This window comes from Novosphingobium meiothermophilum, assembly GCF_003171715.1.
GTDB lineage: Bacteria > Pseudomonadota > Alphaproteobacteria > Sphingomonadales > Sphingomonadaceae > Novosphingobium > Novosphingobium meiothermophilum.
Genome location: NZ_QGHL01000007.1, coordinates 568397 through 585320 on the forward strand (window position 1 = coordinate 568397; position 16924 = coordinate 585320).

General features: G+C 64.0%; 12 protein-coding genes. 1 reads left to right on the top strand and 11 read right to left on the bottom strand.

The features are described 5' to 3' along the window. Window positions 1–23: 23 nt before the first annotated feature. From addA to ahcY, 7 genes are all read right to left on the bottom strand, one after another. Window positions 24–3518 carry a double-strand break repair helicase AddA gene (gene addA / locus DKM43_RS06765; protein WP_109797667.1) on the bottom strand — a complete coding sequence of 1165 codons (3495 nt, stop codon included), beginning with the start codon at window positions 3516–3518 and terminating at the stop codon, window positions 24–26. Further along, window positions 3515–6517 (bottom strand): double-strand break repair protein AddB, encoded by a 3003-nt coding sequence (gene addB / locus DKM43_RS06770; protein WP_109797668.1) that lies wholly within the window; start codon window positions 6515–6517, stop codon window positions 3515–3517. The genes addA and addB overlap by 4 nt, the downstream gene beginning before the upstream one ends. After that, on the bottom strand, window positions 6517–7239 hold the full coding sequence (locus DKM43_RS06775; protein WP_109797669.1) for a nucleotidyltransferase family protein: 723 nt from the start codon (window positions 7237–7239) through the stop codon (window positions 6517–6519). The genes addB and DKM43_RS06775 overlap by 1 nt, the downstream gene beginning before the upstream one ends. After that, entirely contained in the window at window positions 7236–8231 is a 996-nt protein-coding gene (locus tag DKM43_RS06780; RefSeq protein ID WP_109797670.1) for an aminoglycoside phosphotransferase family protein, read from the bottom strand. The genes DKM43_RS06775 and DKM43_RS06780 overlap by 4 nt, the downstream gene beginning before the upstream one ends. Continuing rightward, window positions 8222–8671: a tRNA (adenosine(37)-N6)-threonylcarbamoyltransferase complex ATPase subunit type 1 TsaE gene (gene tsaE, locus DKM43_RS06785; RefSeq protein ID WP_109797671.1), complete on the bottom strand. Its 450-nt coding sequence runs from the start codon at window positions 8669–8671 to the stop codon at window positions 8222–8224. Before tsaE ends, DKM43_RS06780 begins: the two co-directional genes overlap by 10 nt. Then, entirely contained in the window at window positions 8668–11016 is a 2349-nt protein-coding gene (locus DKM43_RS06790) for a sensor histidine kinase (protein ID WP_109797672.1), read from the bottom strand. The genes tsaE and DKM43_RS06790 overlap by 4 nt, the downstream gene beginning before the upstream one ends. Window positions 11017–11174: 158 nt before the next feature. Next, a complete protein-coding gene (gene ahcY, locus DKM43_RS06795; protein ID WP_109797673.1) occupies window positions 11175–12590 on the bottom strand; it encodes an adenosylhomocysteinase in 1416 nt (471 codons plus the stop codon). Window positions 12591–12837: 247 nt separating this feature from the next. Here ahcY and DKM43_RS06800 point away from each other — a divergent pair, with 247 nt between their 5' ends. After that, window positions 12838–13317 carry a peroxiredoxin gene (locus DKM43_RS06800; RefSeq protein ID WP_109797674.1) on the top strand — a complete coding sequence of 160 codons (480 nt, stop codon included), beginning with the start codon at window positions 12838–12840 and terminating at the stop codon, window positions 13315–13317. A 66-nt stretch (window positions 13318–13383) separates the two neighbouring features. Here the strand turns inward: DKM43_RS06800 and DKM43_RS06805 are convergent, their stop codons facing one another. The 4 genes from DKM43_RS06805 to DKM43_RS06820 form a co-directional block, all read right to left on the bottom strand. Further along, on the bottom strand, window positions 13384–14076 hold the full coding sequence (locus DKM43_RS06805; protein WP_236632427.1) for a TorF family putative porin: 693 nt from the start codon (window positions 14074–14076) through the stop codon (window positions 13384–13386). A gap of 71 nt (window positions 14077–14147) precedes the next feature. Next, complete coding sequence (locus DKM43_RS06810) at window positions 14148–14594, bottom strand: hypothetical protein (RefSeq protein WP_109797676.1); 447 nt, start codon at window positions 14592–14594, stop codon at window positions 14148–14150. Window positions 14595–14706: 112 nt separating this feature from the next. Next, entirely contained in the window at window positions 14707–15321 is a 615-nt protein-coding gene (gene folE / locus DKM43_RS06815) for a GTP cyclohydrolase I FolE (protein ID WP_109797677.1), read from the bottom strand. Next, the gene (locus DKM43_RS06820; RefSeq protein WP_109797678.1) at window positions 15321–16871 is read right to left on the bottom strand and encodes a phospholipase D-like domain-containing protein; all 1551 of its coding nucleotides are present in this window, start codon (window positions 16869–16871) and stop codon (window positions 15321–15323) included. The genes folE and DKM43_RS06820 overlap by 1 nt, the downstream gene beginning before the upstream one ends. Window positions 16872–16924: the final 53 nt, after the last annotated feature.

The window sequence follows — 16924 nt, forward strand, 5'->3', positions numbered from 1 at the left end:
GCTTGTGCGCCATGCGCAACCGATCAGCCCGAAAAGGAATCCTGAACCACGTGAAGGCGCAGCTTTTCCTGAAGAACCACCTCGCGGGGCACCACGAACAATTGCGGGGTGTGCGTGTAAAGAAGCGCAGCCTCCACCGGCATTCCCGGATGAATTGCCTCCATCGCAAGAACGTAGGCAGCCATCTGGCGCATGTAGGCGGCGGGAATCTCGTCAGGCGAACGCGGCGGGCGTCGCGATGTCTTGAAATCGACAATTCGGATGCAGTCCTTGCCGATCACCAGACGATCAACCGTTCCGCTCAGAACACGGCCGCCAACCACGGCGGCAAGCGGCACTTCTGCCAGCGAATCCGGCCCGAACACATCCGCCCAAGCGGGGTCGGCAAGCACGGCAAGCGCCGCATCGACCATCTGCGCATGATCGGCAGCATCGAAATCGGCCGCCGCGCGGGCAAGCCAGGCAAGACCCGCATGACGTCTGGTTTCCGGATCGACTTCGGGAAGCCGCTCGATCAGGCGGTGCATCAAGGTGCCGCGCCTTGCCGCCAGCAATCCATGCGGGCCTGCCGGTGCGGGCGGATCAGGGGCATCCTCTTCGCCCAGCGACGACGGTGCCAGCGGGCGCGGCGGCCGGGGTTCCTCGCCAACCGGCTTCAACAGCGCATCAGGCAGGATGATGCGCGGCCCTGTCGCTTCATCCCGTCGAGGCGCGGCAATCGGCGCAGCAGGGCCGCCCAGCTGCTTGAACCCACCCCAAAGCGGATGATCGCGCCAGTCCTGTCCGAACAGAGGCTCCAGTCTGGCATACCAGCTATCGGGAGCGATCTCCTCGCCGCCCTTGATCGGCTTGCGCCCCTTCGCGCCGGCAATGAACAGGGCTTCTTCTGCGCGGGTCATGGCCACATAAAGCAGGCGCCAGTGCTCTTCGCGCTCGGCACGCATGGCAGCCGCCTCGGCCTCAAGCACTTCTGCGGGCTTTTCCTCCTTGCGCAGCGGCGGAAGCGGCACCTTGCGCTGCACGCCCGGCAAATCCTCGATCAGTTCCAGATCGCGCGGTCGCGAAGCATCGGGATCATCGGCAGCATCGGCAAGAATGACGATGGGCGCCTGAAGACCCTTCGAGCCATGCACCGTCATCACTCGCACCAGCCCTTCGGCCTTTCCGGCCTCGCGCTTCAGTTCGCCCTCGCCGGCATCGAACCAGTGCAGAAACCCGTTCAGGCTTGCCACGTTGGCGCTGGCATAGGCCATGGCGGCATTGACGAGTTCGTCGATGGGATCGTTCGCCTCGCGGCCCAGACGCGCGACCAGTCGCGCCCGGCCGTCCCATGGCCCCACCAGCAGCCAGTGCAGGAGAACCTGCGGCGGATCGAAATCGGCCCGGTCGAGCAGCTCCAGCAGTTTGCGGACAGTGGCCACAACGAAGGGGTCGCGTTCATGGCGCAGCCTATCCCACAGCCTGACGCCACGGGGGCGATACCCGTGCTTCAGCAGGTCTTCCTGCGACCATCCGATGAGCGGTGAGACAAGCAGCGAGGCAAGATTGAGATCATCAAACGGCTGAGCGGCAAAGCGCAGGGCCGCGACAAGATCCTTCACCGGCAGTGGAGCGCCCAGACGCAGGCGGTCCACCCCCGCAACCGGAACCCCGCGCGCATAGAGCCGCGCCACGATCAGCCCGGCCAGTTCCTTGCGCTTGCGCACCAGAACCATGATGTCACCGGCCCCGGCCCGCTTGGGCCCGCCCTTCGCAAGGGTGAAGCCATGGTCCAGCCAGTCCCTGACCTGAAGGGCTATCCGGTCGGCCAGCTTGCGGTCTGGGCGCGAAAGCCATGACTGGCCATCATCGGTATCCGTCCCGGCTTCGGCGCCATCGCCATGCGCTTCGTCTTCGGGCGCATCGTCGGCCACAATCTGCCAGATGCCCACGGTGCCGGGCATATCAAGCCCGACATGACGATCCGGCGGCTTTTGCAGGCCGAGACTGTCCCAGCCGATGCCGGCAAGGGCCGCATCCACGAAATCCAGAATGGGTCGGGCCGTGCGGAAAGACTGGCCAAGCCCCAGCTCCAGCAGTTCGCGGTCCGGATCGCCCAGGACGGTGGCCACTTGCGCCAGCTGGCGGCGCACCCGTTCGCTGGCCCTTGCGAAGTTTTCCGGGCTGGTGCCCTGAAAGCCGAAGATCGCCTGCTTGTAATCGCCCACCACGAAGAGCGTTCGCAGCGCTGTGCCATGCTGCCCTTCCCCGGTGAAGAAGTCCGATACCAGCCCTTCAAGCACGATATCCCACTGGGACGCATTGGTATCCTGCGCTTCATCCACAAGAACGTGATCGAACTGGCGATCCAGCTTGAAGCGGATCCATGCAGCGCTCGTGCGCCGGGTCAGAAGATCGGCGGCAGTGCGGATCTGGTCATCGAAGTCGATGAAGCCTTCGCGTGCCTTGGCCGCATCCCACGCCAGCGCGAAACGCCTGCCGACGCCAAGCGCCTTATCCAGCAGCGCTGCCAGTTCAATCCTGCTGCGACAATCCCTGACCGCGGCCAGGCAATCGATCACCCTCGCCGCATACTCCGGATAGTCAGGCTGATGCTTTTCGATGTTGGTGGTGGATCGGGGCTTGCCTTCGGCCGTCAGGAACACCGCAGCAAAGCTATCGAGCGACTGGAGCCGCTGTTGCGACCCTGCGGCAAGCCAGTCGCCAAGGACATTGGCGGCATCGATGCCGGTCTTGCGCCCCCACGCCGCATTCATTTCCATGCATCTGCGCACCGAACGGATGTCGAAGGCGTCATCGGCGCAAAGGGCGGCAAGGGCTTCCTCACCGGCATCCTCATCAAGGCCGATCAGGCGGTTGATGCGCGGGCGCAAAGGGGGCTGCCATGCGCCCGCGCCCTGCCAGAGATCGTGCGCTCCGGCGCAGCGCAGCAGGAATGCCTCTACCTGCCCTTCGCTGAAACGCAGCGACAGCGACGCCAATTGCTCGATCAGGGCATCATCGCCCTGCTCCTGCGCGCCGACGAGCATCTCCGCCAGCACCTGTCGCACCAGCACGGCGCGGTCCCGGTCTTCCATGGCGCGCGTGCCGGGACGCAGACCGGCTTCAACGGGAAACGCGCCCAGCAACCACTGGCTGAAAGCATGGATGGTCTCGATCCGCAGCCCGCCGCCCGGACAGTCGAGCACGGCGGCAAAGCGGCTGCGTGCGCGGGCCAGTGTCTTCGGATCGCACGGCGCGCCGATGGCCAGCATGTCCTTTGCCAGCAGCGTATCGTCCATCCGCACCCAGCTCGCCAGAACCTCGTTCACACGGGTGGCCATTTCGGCCGCGCCTGCCTTCGTGAAAGTAAGGCACAGGATCTGGTCCGGCTCGACGCCATCCTGCAACAGCAGACGCAGGACGCGCGCCGAAAGCACCTGCGTCTTTCCGGTTCCTGCCGAAGCAGAAAGCCAGACGGTGCGCTGTGGGTGCACCGCATCGGCCTGACTGGCCTTAAGCGGATAGACCTTGCTCATGCCTGCGGCTCCCCATCGCCTTCGCGGCCCTGCCATTCGTCAAGGCGCATGAGCTGGTCATAATCGGCATAGCCGGGGAGGTTCGGGTTGAGGCGCGCCGTGAACGGTTCGCTGCCCAGAAGCCACCGCGCGATCGCATCGCGCAGATAGCGCTCGGTTTCCGGCAGGAAATCCTCGCGCCTGACCCCGGCCTTCTTGCGTCCATCAAGGATCGGACTGTCGGCATAGCCAAAGCCACGCTGTTTGTTGCGGCCAAGCGACCAGTATTCGAATACCGATGGCTCTCCTGCCACGCCTGCCATCCCGCCCCGGCTGGCGATCAATCCGATAAGGCCAAGCTGCAGCGCAAATCCTTGCTCCACCATACTTCCGGAGGGCGGCTTGCCGGTCTTGTAGTCGACGATGGCCAGCGTGCCGTCAGCAAGCCGGTCGATCCGGTCGGCCCGGCCGTGAATGCGGATACCGTCAACCGTGATTTCGCCTTCGCACTCCACCGCAAGAACCTCGCGCCCTTCACCCGCCAGCAGGTCTGTGCGTTCCTCGATCCACAGCAGGGCATCGATCAGCCGAGGCTTCCACATTGCGCGCATGAAGGGGTGCGCACTCATTTCGTCGAACATGCGCTCGGCCAGCGGCACAAGGTTGCCGGGTATGCCGCCGCCTTCGTGCCATGCTTTCAGCACATCGTGCACCGCCGTGCCTTTCCACGCCGCGCTGGGATCGGCATCGATGGGATCAAGCTTGCGCAAGCCCAGAATGGCGCTGGCATAGAACTGGTAGGGATCGCTGCGCAGCCGATCGAGCGCCGTGACCGCGATCGGCACCCGGCGCTGCTCAGGTGCAGGCATGGGTTGCGGGCGCGGATGAGGCGGCACCGGATCGGGATTTGCAAGTGCGCGCGCCAGTTCGACCGCCCGCTTTTCCTTGCGCAGATCATCAGCCAGCATGGCTTCCATCCGCAGCAGGAACCGCGAGGGGATCACCGGGCCACTGGCATCGCGCACGGCGTAGCTGAGCACGACTTCGGGAGCGCCAAGCGCCGAGGCCAGATCGTGTGCGGCAAGACCAATGCGGAAATCCGCTCCCGGAATGCCCAGCGCCCGCAGGATGGCAGGTGCAAGGATCGGGTCGGGCGCAGCGCTGCCCGGCCAGGTGCCTTCGGTCAACCCGGCGCAGATCACCAGATCGGCCCGGCTCATCCGGGCTTCGAGCAGGCCGTAGATGGCAAGGCGGGGATGGCCGCCATAGGGAGGCCGAACGGCACAATCCTGCATGGCATCGCGCAGCAGGGCAGACAGTTCCTCGCACGGCAGATGAAGCGCAGCCAGAGGTGCCGCCTCGCGCCATTGCTCGATGAAGCGGGCGAGACTTCGCCCGTCGGCATTGGCCCAAAGTCCGGCTCCGCACAGCAGTTCGCCGACTTCGCACAAGGTATCGAGCGCCGCGTCCAGCCCGACCTTTCCTTCCAGCGAAACGATCGGAAACAGCAGGTCTTCAACCGATGACCACCACACTGCAAGACCGGGGTAGCGTTCCTCGGCACGCTCGGCGGCCTGCCGGATGGCGGCAAGTCCCGGCCCCGGTCGCGGGCCGCGCAAGACCAGATCAAGCTGGCGAACGCGTTCCAGCCAAGCTGCCCTGCCCGCACCGGGTTGCACCAGCGGGTGGCCCAGCAGCGCCAGCAGCGGCACCGGCGCGCAGCGCTGCGCCACCACTTCGGCAAGCAGGAGCAGCACGCGCCCGGCTGCCGTCTGCGCCAGAGGTTTGCCCGCAGTATCATCGGCAACGATGTTCCAGCGCCGAAGATGCGCGATCACCCGCGCCGCGAGCGACCGGTCCGGCGTGACGACAGCCACGCGGCGCTCAGGAATGGCCAGCGCCTCGCGCACCAGCACGGCAATGGCCTGCGCCTCTTCTTCGGGGTGCGCCGTCTCCATGACCCTGACCCCGGACATGCGCCGTTCCTTCGCTTCCAGCCTCGCCCACGAAGTGCTGGCTTCTGGCGGAAGAAACAGGTTGGAAATCGCGCGGCTGCGCTCCGGCGGGGCCGCTGCAATGCCTGAACGATGCCACGGCTCAACTTCTGTGCGGGCGATACCCATGCGATTGAGCAGCAGCTTCAGATGATACTGGGGGTGGGTGATGATATCGCCGCGCTCGAACACGCCGCCATGAGCGCCGCCCGCCGAGCCAAGCGAATCCCAGACCGCATCGTCCATTGCCAGATCAAGATCGGGCAGGATCACTCCGCCATCGGGCATATCAGCCACGACGCGCAGCAATCTGGCCACGGCGGGCGAGGCAGACGTAACCCCAGCCGCAACCACAGGATGGCGCGGCGGCGAATTGCGCCATGATTGCGCCGCATGATCGAGCAGGCGATTGCGCCGTTCTGGCGCGTCCAGCTTGCCCATCGCCTTGAGTTCTTCTTCCCACCGGAAGAACACCGCAGCAAAAAGCCGTGTCGCATCCTTCCAGTGATCCGATAGTTCGGCGGCAATACCGACCACCTCGTCCTTGAGGATATCGGGAGGATAGACACCTTCGACGAGGAGCCGGTCGATCGTCTGCGCGATGCCCCGCGCCTGACGCAGAAGCGCCGCCGCGCCCGGCGCCTCATCGCCCAGTTCGAAGCGCAGCAGATCAGCCAGTCTGAGCAGACGGAAGGTGGGATCGACTGCTGAGGGAATATCCGCGCCCGCCCCGATCGGATCAAGCAGCGGCCCCAGCGTCTCGTCGAGATCAAGATCGCCCACCACGGCCATGCGCGGCAGCAGCAGCCCCCCGCGACCGCCGCTGTCGCTCTCCCGCACGAAAGCCTCGGTCACGATCCGCACTGCCCGCTGGCTTGGCAGGAGCAGCGTCAGGCGGGCAAGGCCAAAGCGATCTTCGCGGTAGCGCGGGATCAGTCCGGAAACCAGCGCATCGGCAAAACCCCGATGGGCCGCGATCGACCAGACGCGCGGACCCGAACGCCGACGCGTTTCGTGCGCCGTCATCAATAGCGCTCTAGCGCCGCCTCGGTCGGCGCAATCATCTGCGGCTCGCCCACTTCGAACCAGAGGCCCTGATGCGCAAGGCCATGAAGCCGCCCTTCGGCCATTGCCCGTTGCCACAATGCCATGGTGCCGAACGCCCCTTCGGGCGCGTCGCGCAGCAGACGGTGCGACACAATCTGGATGCCGCTGTAGATGAAGGGCGCAACCCTCCCGGAACGACGGCGGGAGATGCGGCCCAGAGCGTCCATGTGAAAATCGCCCTTCCCGCGATAGTTGAATGCCCGCGCATGGGGCACCAGCAGAAGCAGGGCATCCATCCGCTCGGCATCCCAATGGTCGGAAAGATGCGCAAAGACGTTGCGCGGGCCGTCAAGCCACACGTTGTCGCTGTTCAGGCAGAAGAAGGGATCGGTGTCGATGAGGGGAAGCGCCTTGACCATGCCCCCACCCGTTTCCAGCAGGGCTGAACGCTCGTCGGAAATCGCGATGGCCGGTTCGTTTCGCTGCCCAAGATAGGCTTCCAGCGCATCGGCCAGATAGTGCACATTCACCACCGCACGCGCCACGCCCGCATCGCGCAGTTTGTCGAGCGCGTGATCGATGAGCGGCTTGCCCGCCACCTTGACCAGAGGCTTCGGGCGGGTGGCGGTAAGCGGTCTCATCCGCTTGCCCAGACCCGCCGCAAGGACCATGGCTACATCGCTGGCAAGCGGGCGGTTCATGGATCGAACCTTCCGCCTCCCGCCGCGCGCACTTCGGCCGGTATGTTCGCTGCAAACCACTGCGCCACCGGCTCAAGCGCCGGATGGGCCAGATCGCGTTCCATCGCTGCCCAGACCCGCGGAATGTAATCGAGATAGCGAGGCTTGCCGTCGCGCTTCCACAGGCGCACGAAAATGCCCACGATCTTGGCGTTGCGCTGAGCGCCCAGCCGGGCATAGTCGGCAAGGAACTCCTGCGCCGCAGCGGCTGCAAGACCGGCCTTGTCCAGATAATGGTCGACCATGCGCTGTTCCAGTTCGGCCGATACCTCGCGCCGGGCATCCTGAAGCAGCGACACCAGATCGTAGGCCGGATGTCCGACAAGGGCGTCCTGAAAATCAAGCAGCCCCTGCCGGTCCAATCCTCCAAGCAGCATGATGTTTTCGGCGTGATAGTCGCGCAGCACCGTGACGCCGGGGCGCTGGCGCGGCAGAAGCTGGGTCAGCACGCTCTCCCAGGCCGCGGCCCAGTCTGGCCCGTTCACGTAAAGCCCGCGCGTGGGCACGAACCAGTCGACGAACAGCTTGGCCTCGCGCTGATACTCGGCCAGCGTATAGCCGGTGAACGGACCGGGCGGCAGTCGGTGCAGTTCGACCAGCGCATCGACCGCGCGGCGGTAGACCTCGTCCTCGTCCTGCGGCCATGCATCAAGGTATTCACGCATCCGGATCGTTCCGAAATCTTCCAGCAGCACGAAGCCCCTGTCGGCGTCTTCTGCAAGGATGTGCGGCGCGCGCATTCCGTTTGCATCAAGCCATTTCGCCGCGCGCAGGAAGGGCCTGGGATCCTCGTTCGGAGGGGGCGCGTGCATCAGCATCGCGCTGGCATCCTGCCTGCGGATGCGGAAATATCGCCTGAACGAGGCATCGCCCGGCTGAGGTTCGATAACGCTGCCCAGCCATCCCGCCTTGGTCAGGAAGTCTTCGGTGCCGGGGGGAATGGTCAGGTCCATGAGCCTCGCTCTAGCCAATCGCGGCCCGGCAGGACAATGGCCCGCCTGCCGTTTTCCGTGGATTCCAGAAGGATTTGCAGGCACCCCGCCTCGTGCGCGAAGCCGCCGGCATGTTCGGGCCATTCCGCCAGCAGCGCTGCGCCCTGCCGGTAATCATCCAGCCCGATCTCAAGCGCTTCCGAAGGATGCTCAAGCCGGTAGAAATCGGCATGAACAAGAGGAATGCGCACGGCGGGCGGATCATACAGCTCGATGATCGCGAAACTTGGGCTGGGCACTTCGCCTTCGTGCCCCAGGGCCGCGATGATCGCGCGCACCAGTGTCGTCTTGCCCGCTCCCAGCCCGCCGGAAAGTGCGACCACATCGCCCGTGCGCAGATCATTCGCAATCCGCTTGGCCAGTGCACGCGAAGCGGCCAGATCGGGCAGATCGACGATCACGGCAGCACCACGATGGCGCTGGTGCCAAGGCCGGGTTCGGACATCAGTTCAAGACTGCCGCCATGCGCCTCAACCAGTTGGCGCACCAGCGGCAGCCCCAAGCCCTGCCGTCGTTCTGCGGTCTTGCCATCGACGCTGATCTTCAATCCTTCAAGCGCCCTTGCCAGCATGGCAGCATCCATGCCCTTGCCATTGTCCGAGACCACGACCTGCAAGCGGCCATCCTTGCGGCGCGATGCCTCGACGAGAATGCGTCCCCCATCAGGCGTCGCGGCAATGGAATTGTCGATCAACTGCCCGAACGCGCGGCGCAAGCGCCTCGCATCCCCGGTAATGGACCCGGCAGAACGGTCCCCCCTGAGATCAAGCGTCAATCCGGCAGCAGAAAGCCGCTCGGCCCGCTCGTGCACCACCTCTGTCAGCAAGGGCATGACCTCGACCCGTTCCTGCGCCAGCGGCAATGTGCCCGCCTCGCTTTGCGAAAGCTCAAGGACATTCTCGATCTGCTCGCCCAGTCGCTCGACCGATTGCAGGATCGCGGCGACATATTCGTTCTGCTGCGGGGTAAGTTCCCCGGCAATACCGCTCTGCAAGAGTTCGGCAAAGCCACCGATCGAGGTCAGCGGGGTGCGGAACTCGTAGCTCATGTTGGCGATGAAGCGGGTCTTGACCGCATCGGCCTCCATCAGCGCGGCATTGCGTTCGCGCAGTGCCGCCTCGGCCTTCTGGCTATCGGTAATGTCGAGCACGGTCAGCAGCCCGTTTCCATCGGGCAGCGGCACACCGGCAAGCGCAAGGTGCCGGCCATCGGCCAGTGCAAGCCTGCCACTGCGCTGCTTGCGTTCAAGCGTCGCGCTCTGGATCACCTGCGCGACAGTGCCGATCTGCGCGGGTCTCTTGAGTAGAGGCGCTACCTTGTTCAGCAGGACATCGGCGCGCGGGTGCGTGGAAAGGAACGCTTCCTCCAGACCCCAGTCTGCGGCAAAACGCCGGTTCCAGAGCTGAAGTTTTCCATCAGGCGCAAAAACGGCCAGCGATTCGAACAGGTTGTCAAACGTGGCGGTGCGCGTGCGCAGCAGCGTGTCGCGCGTGGCGGAAAGCTGCAACTGCTCGGTCCGGTCCTCGAAGATCATCAGCAAGCCGCCATCGGGCATGGGCTGGCCGACCACGCGAAGATGGGTTCCATCCGAAAGGTGCCATGCCTCTTCAACCGGAACGCGCGAGAGGAACCACGCCTGCCGTTCACGCCGCCACTCCGGAAAATCGCGCACTTCAGGCAGCCTGCCACCATCGCGCATCCGGTCCAGCACCCGGTCGAACGGCGGGGTATCGACCACCCAGGCCTGCGGCACGGCAAAGATTCGCAGAAACGGCTGATTGGCGAAAACAAGGTTCCGCTTCTCATCGAACTGGGCGATCCCGGCCGATAGCGTATCGAGCATCTCGCGCTGCGCCTCGCGGAAGCGGCGGAACTGGCGGATCAGTTCCTCCATTTCCTCGATGTCGACCGCGTATCCGGCAATGCCCTCCTCGCCCAGTGGCAGGTCGGTCACGCGCACGGCGCGGCGCTGCCCCTTGATCGTGGCCAGAAGCGATCGTTCGACAGGAACGCGCCGTGCCTGCGCCTGCCGGGCAACCTGCGCCGCACTCAACCCGTCGACCGGCTCGATCAGTTCGATACCCTTGGCAATGACCTCTTCCGCGCTCGCCGCGCCCACCGCCTTCACATAGGCGCTGTTGACCAGCCGCAGCCGCAGGTCCGGTCCGCGAAACCACATCGGCAGCGGAGCCGCTTCGATCAGACCCGCCAGCCCGGCAAAATCGGCCCTTGCCCTGCCCGCCTCTTCGCGCAGCCTGACAAGTTCCGCCTGGCTTTCCGAAAAGTCGAAAAACCAGACGAGCGCAGCCCCGCCAGGCGAAACCTGAGGATCGGCAAGGTGGCCATGGGCGGCAAGGCTGCCCCTGCCACCCTTCGGAACCAGCGCCATGCGAAAGGGGGCACCGGTCTTCTGCGCGGCGCGCACGGCATCACCAAGCCGGGAAAGCTGCACTTCATCGAGGCCGCAGCCATCGCCATCCAGCTCGGAAAGGAAGCCCGGCATGGCATCGAAGCCCAGCCACTGGGCCAGCCGCGCGGGCCCTTCGATCCTGCCATCGGCCCGCACGAGCAGTGGCAGCGCAGGGGATTCATCGATCATCCGGGCCAGTTTACGGGCCTGGCGCTGAACCGCTTCGCCCCGCCGTGCGCGCCTGCGGGCATCGAGCACGAGCCACAAGGCCCCAACCGTCCAAGCGGCGAGCAGTGCCCCGATAACTGCCAGTGCGGTCTGGTTAAACAACGGCATCGCCCATTCGCTAGGGCCTGCGTCGCACAATTACAATGGAGCGAATTCATGACAATGGCGCGAATTGATCGGCCCTGAACACATAAAGGCCCCCGCCGGATGGCGAGGGCCAATACTTGCAATACGCTCTCCCGCAGACCTTGCGGGAGAATGCACCATCAATAGCGGTAGTGATCCGGCTTGAACGGCCCGGCTTCGGGCACGCCGATGTAGTCCGCCTGCTTCTTCGTCAGCTTCGTCAGCTTGACGCCCAGTTTCTCAAGATGCAGCGCCGCCACCTTCTCATCAAGGTGCTTGGGCAGGACATAAACTTCGTTCTTGTACTGGCTGTTCTTGGTGAACAATTCGATCTGCGCCAGCGTCTGGTTGGTGAAGCTGGCCGACATCACGAAGCTGGGATGGCCGGTGGCGCAGCCGAGGTTCACAAGACGCCCCTTGGCCAGCACGATGATCTGCTTGCCGTCGGGAAACTCGACAAGATCGGTGCCCGGCTTGACTTCGGTCCACTTGTAGTTGTCGAGCGCCGAGATCTGGATCTCGCTGTCGAAGTGGCCGATGTTGCAAACGATGCTCATCGGCTTCATCGCCTTCATGTGCTCGGCGGTGATAACGTCTTCATTGCCTGTAGCGGTCACGAAGATGTCGCAGCGCTTGACCGCTTCTTCCATGGTGACGACTTCGTATCCTTCCATCGCAGCCTGAAGCGCGCAGATCGGATCGATTTCCGTCACCATCACGCGCGCACCGCCCTGACGAAGCGAAGCGGCGCTGCCCTTGCCTACGTCGCCAAAGCCCGCGACGCAGGCAACCTTGCCTGCCAACATGACATCGGTGGCACGGCGGATCGCATCAACCAGCGATTCCTTGCAGCCATAGAGGTTGTCGAACTTCGACTTGGTAACGCTGTCGTTCACGTTGATCGCGGGGAACGGCAGCTTTCCGTCCTTGGCGATCTGGTAGAGACGGTGGACGCCCGTGGTGGTTTCTTCCGAAACACCCTTGATGTGGGCCACCGACATGGTGAGATAGCCCGGCTTGCGCTTGAGGAACGCCTTCAGCGCACGGCAGAACTCGATTTCCTCGGCATTGGTGGGTTCGAACAGCTCTTCGCCTGCTTCGACGCGCGCCCCCCAGAGGGCAAACATCGTGGCATCGCCGCCATCGTCGAGGATCATGTTGGCAGTGCGGCCAGTGCCGTCATCCCAGTCGAAGATGCTGCCAACATAGTCCCAGTATTCGGCAAGGCTTTCACCCTTCACCGCAAACACCGGAATGCCCGCAGCCGCAATCGCGGCAGCAGCGTGATCCTGCGTCGAAAAGATGTTGCAGGTTGCCCACCGCACTTCGGCGCCCAGAGCGACAAGCGTTTCGATCAGCACCGCGGTCTGGATGGTCATGTGCAGCGAACCGGTGATGCGCGCGCCCTTCAGGGGCTGGCTGGGGCCGAACTCCTCGCGCAGCGCCATCAGGCCCGGCATTTCGGTTTCGGCGATCCTGATCTCGGCCCGGCCAAAGTCGGCCAGTCCGATATCGGCGATCACATAGTCTTTCTTGGCTTCAAGCGCGCTGGCCACGAAGTCTTCTCCTGCAAAAGTTGCGCGCGGTGCGCGCCTTGCCTCAGCCCATAGCGCGGTGCGATGCGCTGCGCAAACTGAATATAAAGATTTCTTTATATCGTCTGTCCGCCAAACGCTGACAAGCACCCGCAATGCGCGAACCAGATGTGCTGCGCGGTTGCGTGTGGCGGTGCCCGTCCTATATCCGGATGGCTGAACCAGTCAGGGCGCTTCTGCCCACGCTGCAACGAAAGGAAGAATGGGGATGACAATCGCTGTTGGAGACAAGCTGCCCGACGTGAAGATCGTCAAGGCAACCGCCGAAGGGCCGGAAGCGGTCCAGTCGGCCGAATATTTCAAGGGCAAGAAGGTTGCTCTGTTCTCCGTGCCCGGCGCGTTCACCCCGACCTGCTCGGCCAAGCACCTGCCGGGCTATGTTGATAAGGCGGCTGAACTCAAGGCCAAGGGCATCGACGAAATCGCCTGCACGGCCGTGAACGATCCGTTCGTGATGAAGGCTTGGGCCGCCGCTTCGGGTTCGCCCGATGTTACCATGCTCGCTGATGGCAACGGCGACCTTGCCGAAGCGCTGGGCCTTACGCTGGACGGAACCGGGTTCGGTCTTGGCAAGCGCGGCCAGCGCTTTGCCATGGTCGTGAACGATGGAGTGGTGGAAAAGCTGTTCGTCGAAGCGCCCGGCGAGTTCAAGGTGAGCGCGGCTGAATACGTGCTTGAAAATCTCTGATGCCAAGGCGCGGTCCCGGCTTCGGCCGGGACCGCATTTCCGGGCCATGCAGGCAGCGCCTTTGGATCAGAAGGAAAGCCGCACTCGTCCCACAACACGGTCGCCCGCGTTGCGCAAATCAGCAAAGGGCGAGATCGAAACCGCATTTGCCGTATCGATACTGGTGCCGACGTAATCCACGCCAAGCGTGAAGGGAAAACGGTTGAACTCGGCCCCGATTTTCCAGTCAGTGTAGTCGCCCACCGGGCGCAGTCTTGCAGAACGGGAATCGCGCGTGTCGCCCGTCGTGTGACCGATCGCGCCGAACACGCTGATCGGGAAACCCGGAAGGCCCGCGTCAGCCGTTGCTCTCAGATGGAGGTTGTCGCCACCTATGCTCGCTTGCTTGGGCGCATACCAGGCGCCCGCGCCGAATTGCAACGGACCGATCGAGTAACGCGCGCCAAGGCCGACCTCGGCGTAATTCATGGATTGGCGAGCACCGCCAAACACATGCCCCAGTGCTTCCGTCCGAATTGTAAACGGGCCTGAGTCCCAGTCCTTGCCCAAAACGAAGTCGGCCACGACATCCGCACCGGCATGTCTGGCAGAACCACGCAGCATCGCCACGCGCACCGAGGCGTCAAGACCGGCGAGACCCACGCGGGCATCGGCCGAAGCGGAGACATCACCTCCGCTCCAGCTCAGGCCGCGACGGACTTCATCCGTCGCAGCCTCGACACCGCCATCGACCGACTGGGCGAATACCGCACCCGGCACGCACGCAAGAACTGCGGCAATCAGGACAAGTCGATCATGGCGATGTCTGCAACTCACAGCTTCATGTGCCCTCAGCCTTCGCGCGATGCAATGGCCTTGTCGGCTTCGGCCATGATGACCGCGCGATCCTGCTCGACCATTGCCATCATCGCGCCGCGCAGTTCGTCGCCGCGGGCTTCGACCATGCGGTCGACACCGCTGTTGCGCTCCGAGCACCAGCCCGGCGCCGATCCCTTGAGCACGTTGGCGCGGGTCATGGTGCGCCGGGTCTGAAGCGCCGAGCCAACCTTGGCATCACGCTCGACCGAAAGCGAGACGGTCCACGTGCAGCGAAGCGAACCCGGCCGTCCGGCAACCCCGGCTGCGCCAATCTGCTTCATCTCGACGATGGTCGAACCCGAATAGTCGGCTGCGATCGGGCCGACCGGATGCTGGATAACGGTCTTGTGCTCCATGGCCTGAACCGGCGCAGCAATCGCCAGAGCAGCAGCCATGCCTGCGAACACGAAAGTCTTCATGTCTTTGTCTCCTGCTATGCCCCGGCCTCTTACCGGTGACACTTGACACATAAGACTCGCTCCAATGCCAACCAAGTGACGAAACTGTAATGTTTCTTTGCTGTCTTGCCGATCAATAGCCCATCAGGCTGAGAACTTCCTTGCGGCTGCGCTCATCCTCAAGGAAAGTTCCGATCAACCGGCTCGTCACCATTCCCACGCCGGGGGTTCTCACACCGCGCGCGGTCATGCAGGCGTGGCTGGCCTCGATCACCACCGCCACGCCGTGCGGGCGAAGGTTGTCCCAGATGCACTGCGCCACTTCGGCCGTGAGCCGTTCCTGGATCTGCAAACGGCGGGCAAATCCGTGCAGCACACGCGCCAGCTTGGAAATGCCGACAACCTTGTGCCGGGGGAGATAGGCAATCGCCGCCTTGCCGATTATCGGCGCCATGTGATGCTCGCAGTGGCTCTGGAAGGGAATATCCTTCAGCAGCACGATCTCGTCATAGCCGCCCACTTCCTCGAACTGGCGGGAAAGATGGGCCGCCGGATCTTCCTCGTAACCCTGACAGTATTCCCGCCACGCGCGCGCGACCCGCTTGGGAGTGTCGAGCAGCCCTTCACGCGCGGGATCGTCGCCTGCCCAGCGGATAAGCGTGCGGATTGCCTCCTGCACATCTTCCGGGACAGGCAATTTGCCGCGGGCCAGATCCTCGTCCTGATCGGCTTCGGACGGATTGCGCATCAAAACTCCCTTCGCTCTTCCGGCCGTCGCAGGAAACGACCCCTGAACAGACCGCGACGGTAGAAGGAAAGCATTTCCTCAGGCCGTTCCGGGTCCAGCACTTCATTGTCCGCCAGGGCCGCTTCCGCATCGCTGAGCTTGCGCGGAACGAAAGGCTTCAGGCGCTTTGCCCCCGTTGGAACCGAAGCGATCATCGCCGCCATCGATCCATTCCGGGCAAGCAGGTCCGCTACCCTTTCAGGCGCAAGACCGCAATGCTCCGCCAGCAGGGAAATGCGCAAATCGCGGATCGGCTGCATGCAATGCGCATTTCCGGGGCGGCGTGCATCAATGAAAACATCGCATTCGCTGTCCAGACCCATCGAGCGGTTGTTGAGGTTGGCCGATCCGATGCGCAGGATCTCGTCGTCCACAATCGTCAGCTTGGAATGGACATAGATCGGCCTGCCTTTCGCGGTGAAAGGATGCCACATCGAGAAGCGCCTGCGGTGATCCACCGCAGCAAGGGCAAGGAAAAGGCGCGTTCTGGCGCTGTCCATGGCAGTCTGTTCGAGCCACCCGTCGGAACTTTCCGGGCAGACAAGCACGATCTCCGGCGGGTCCGCTTCCTGGAGACGCAAGGCAATGGCTTCGGCGATCCGGCGCGAGGCGAAATACTGGTTCTCGAAATAGATGAAGCGCGATGCTCTTGCGATGTGCTCAAGAAACAGCGCCTCGATCTCGCACACTTCGTGGCTTTCGGCGTGCTGGGACCGCGTCCGGGCAATGCCGATCTCGACATCCCGGAACTCCGCCTCGATCCCTGATGGCCATGGCGACGCTTCCTGCGGATGGCAGGGTTGAAACGGCCTGCCTCCCGCCTGAATCCACCGCTCGCGCCCATATTCGCCAAGAACCTTTGCTGCCTCGCCCTCGATCAGCATGGTGCAATCGTGCCAGGGGCCGTGAGCCTTGCCCCCCGGCCTGCGCCGACGCGGATCATGGTCGAGATGCTGGCGCGTATCCCAGCGGTCTCCCGCCATGTCGATCCCGCCGCAGACGGCGAAGCGATCATCGATCACGGCAATCTTCTGGTGATGGCTGCATCCGATGGGATGCGCGCTGTCGAGCTTGAAAGTTATGCGCGGGTGCCGCCACCAGCGCAGCAGATCCAGCATCATGACCCCGCGAAAGAAGGCCCGCAACGCGCCGAAGTTCCATTTGAGCACACGCACTTCCAGACGCCTGCGACGGTTGACCAGCCAGACCACGAATGGTCCCAGCCTTGCCGGCGATACGCGTTTGCGCGGCAGGTTCCACCAACGCCTGCCGCCACCGATCAGGATGCGCGTGTCGAAATCCCAGCCGACGAGCAGGATGCGCTGGCGCGCCCGCATCATGGCCTCGCGCATCAGCGCGAAGTAATCCGCCGCGTCGATGACCGCGTGGGCGCGCGATGCGCGGGCATAGCGCCAGACTGAAGGCGACACCGCATCAGGCGCGCCACCCTCTCCCGAACAGTCGAGCGGATCGGGCTCTGTCAGGGGCGGACCCGACTGTTCAATCGCCATGGCAAGTCAGGCTGCCTGAACCGGCATGAGCGACACCGGACCCGGACAATGAT

What these genes read in the sequence shown, in the direction of transcription:
- addB (WP_109797668.1), bottom strand. Translation starts at nt 6,517, where the DNA reads ATGACGGCGCACGAAACGCGTCGGCGTTCGGGTCCGCGCGTCTGGTCG.
- DKM43_RS06810 (WP_109797676.1), bottom strand. Translation starts at nt 14,594, where the DNA reads ATGAAGACTTTCGTGTTCGCAGGCATGGCTGCTGCTCTGGCGATTGCT.
- DKM43_RS06790 (WP_109797672.1), bottom strand. Translation starts at nt 11,016, where the DNA reads ATGCCGTTGTTTAACCAGACCGCACTGGCAGTTATCGGGGCACTGCTC.
- addA (WP_109797667.1), bottom strand. Translation starts at nt 3,518, where the DNA reads ATGAGCAAGGTCTATCCGCTTAAGGCCAGTCAGGCCGATGCGGTGCAC.
- DKM43_RS06780 (WP_109797670.1), bottom strand. Translation starts at nt 8,231, where the DNA reads ATGGACCTGACCATTCCCCCCGGCACCGAAGACTTCCTGACCAAGGCG.
- folE (WP_109797677.1), bottom strand. Translation starts at nt 15,321, where the DNA reads ATGCGCAATCCGTCCGAAGCCGATCAGGACGAGGATCTGGCCCGCGGC.
- DKM43_RS06800 (WP_109797674.1), top strand. Translation starts at nt 12,838, where the DNA reads ATGACAATCGCTGTTGGAGACAAGCTGCCCGACGTGAAGATCGTCAAG.
- DKM43_RS06820 (WP_109797678.1), bottom strand. Translation starts at nt 16,871, where the DNA reads ATGGCGATTGAACAGTCGGGTCCGCCCCTGACAGAGCCCGATCCGCTC.
- DKM43_RS06775 (WP_109797669.1), bottom strand. Translation starts at nt 7,239, where the DNA reads ATGAACCGCCCGCTTGCCAGCGATGTAGCCATGGTCCTTGCGGCGGGT.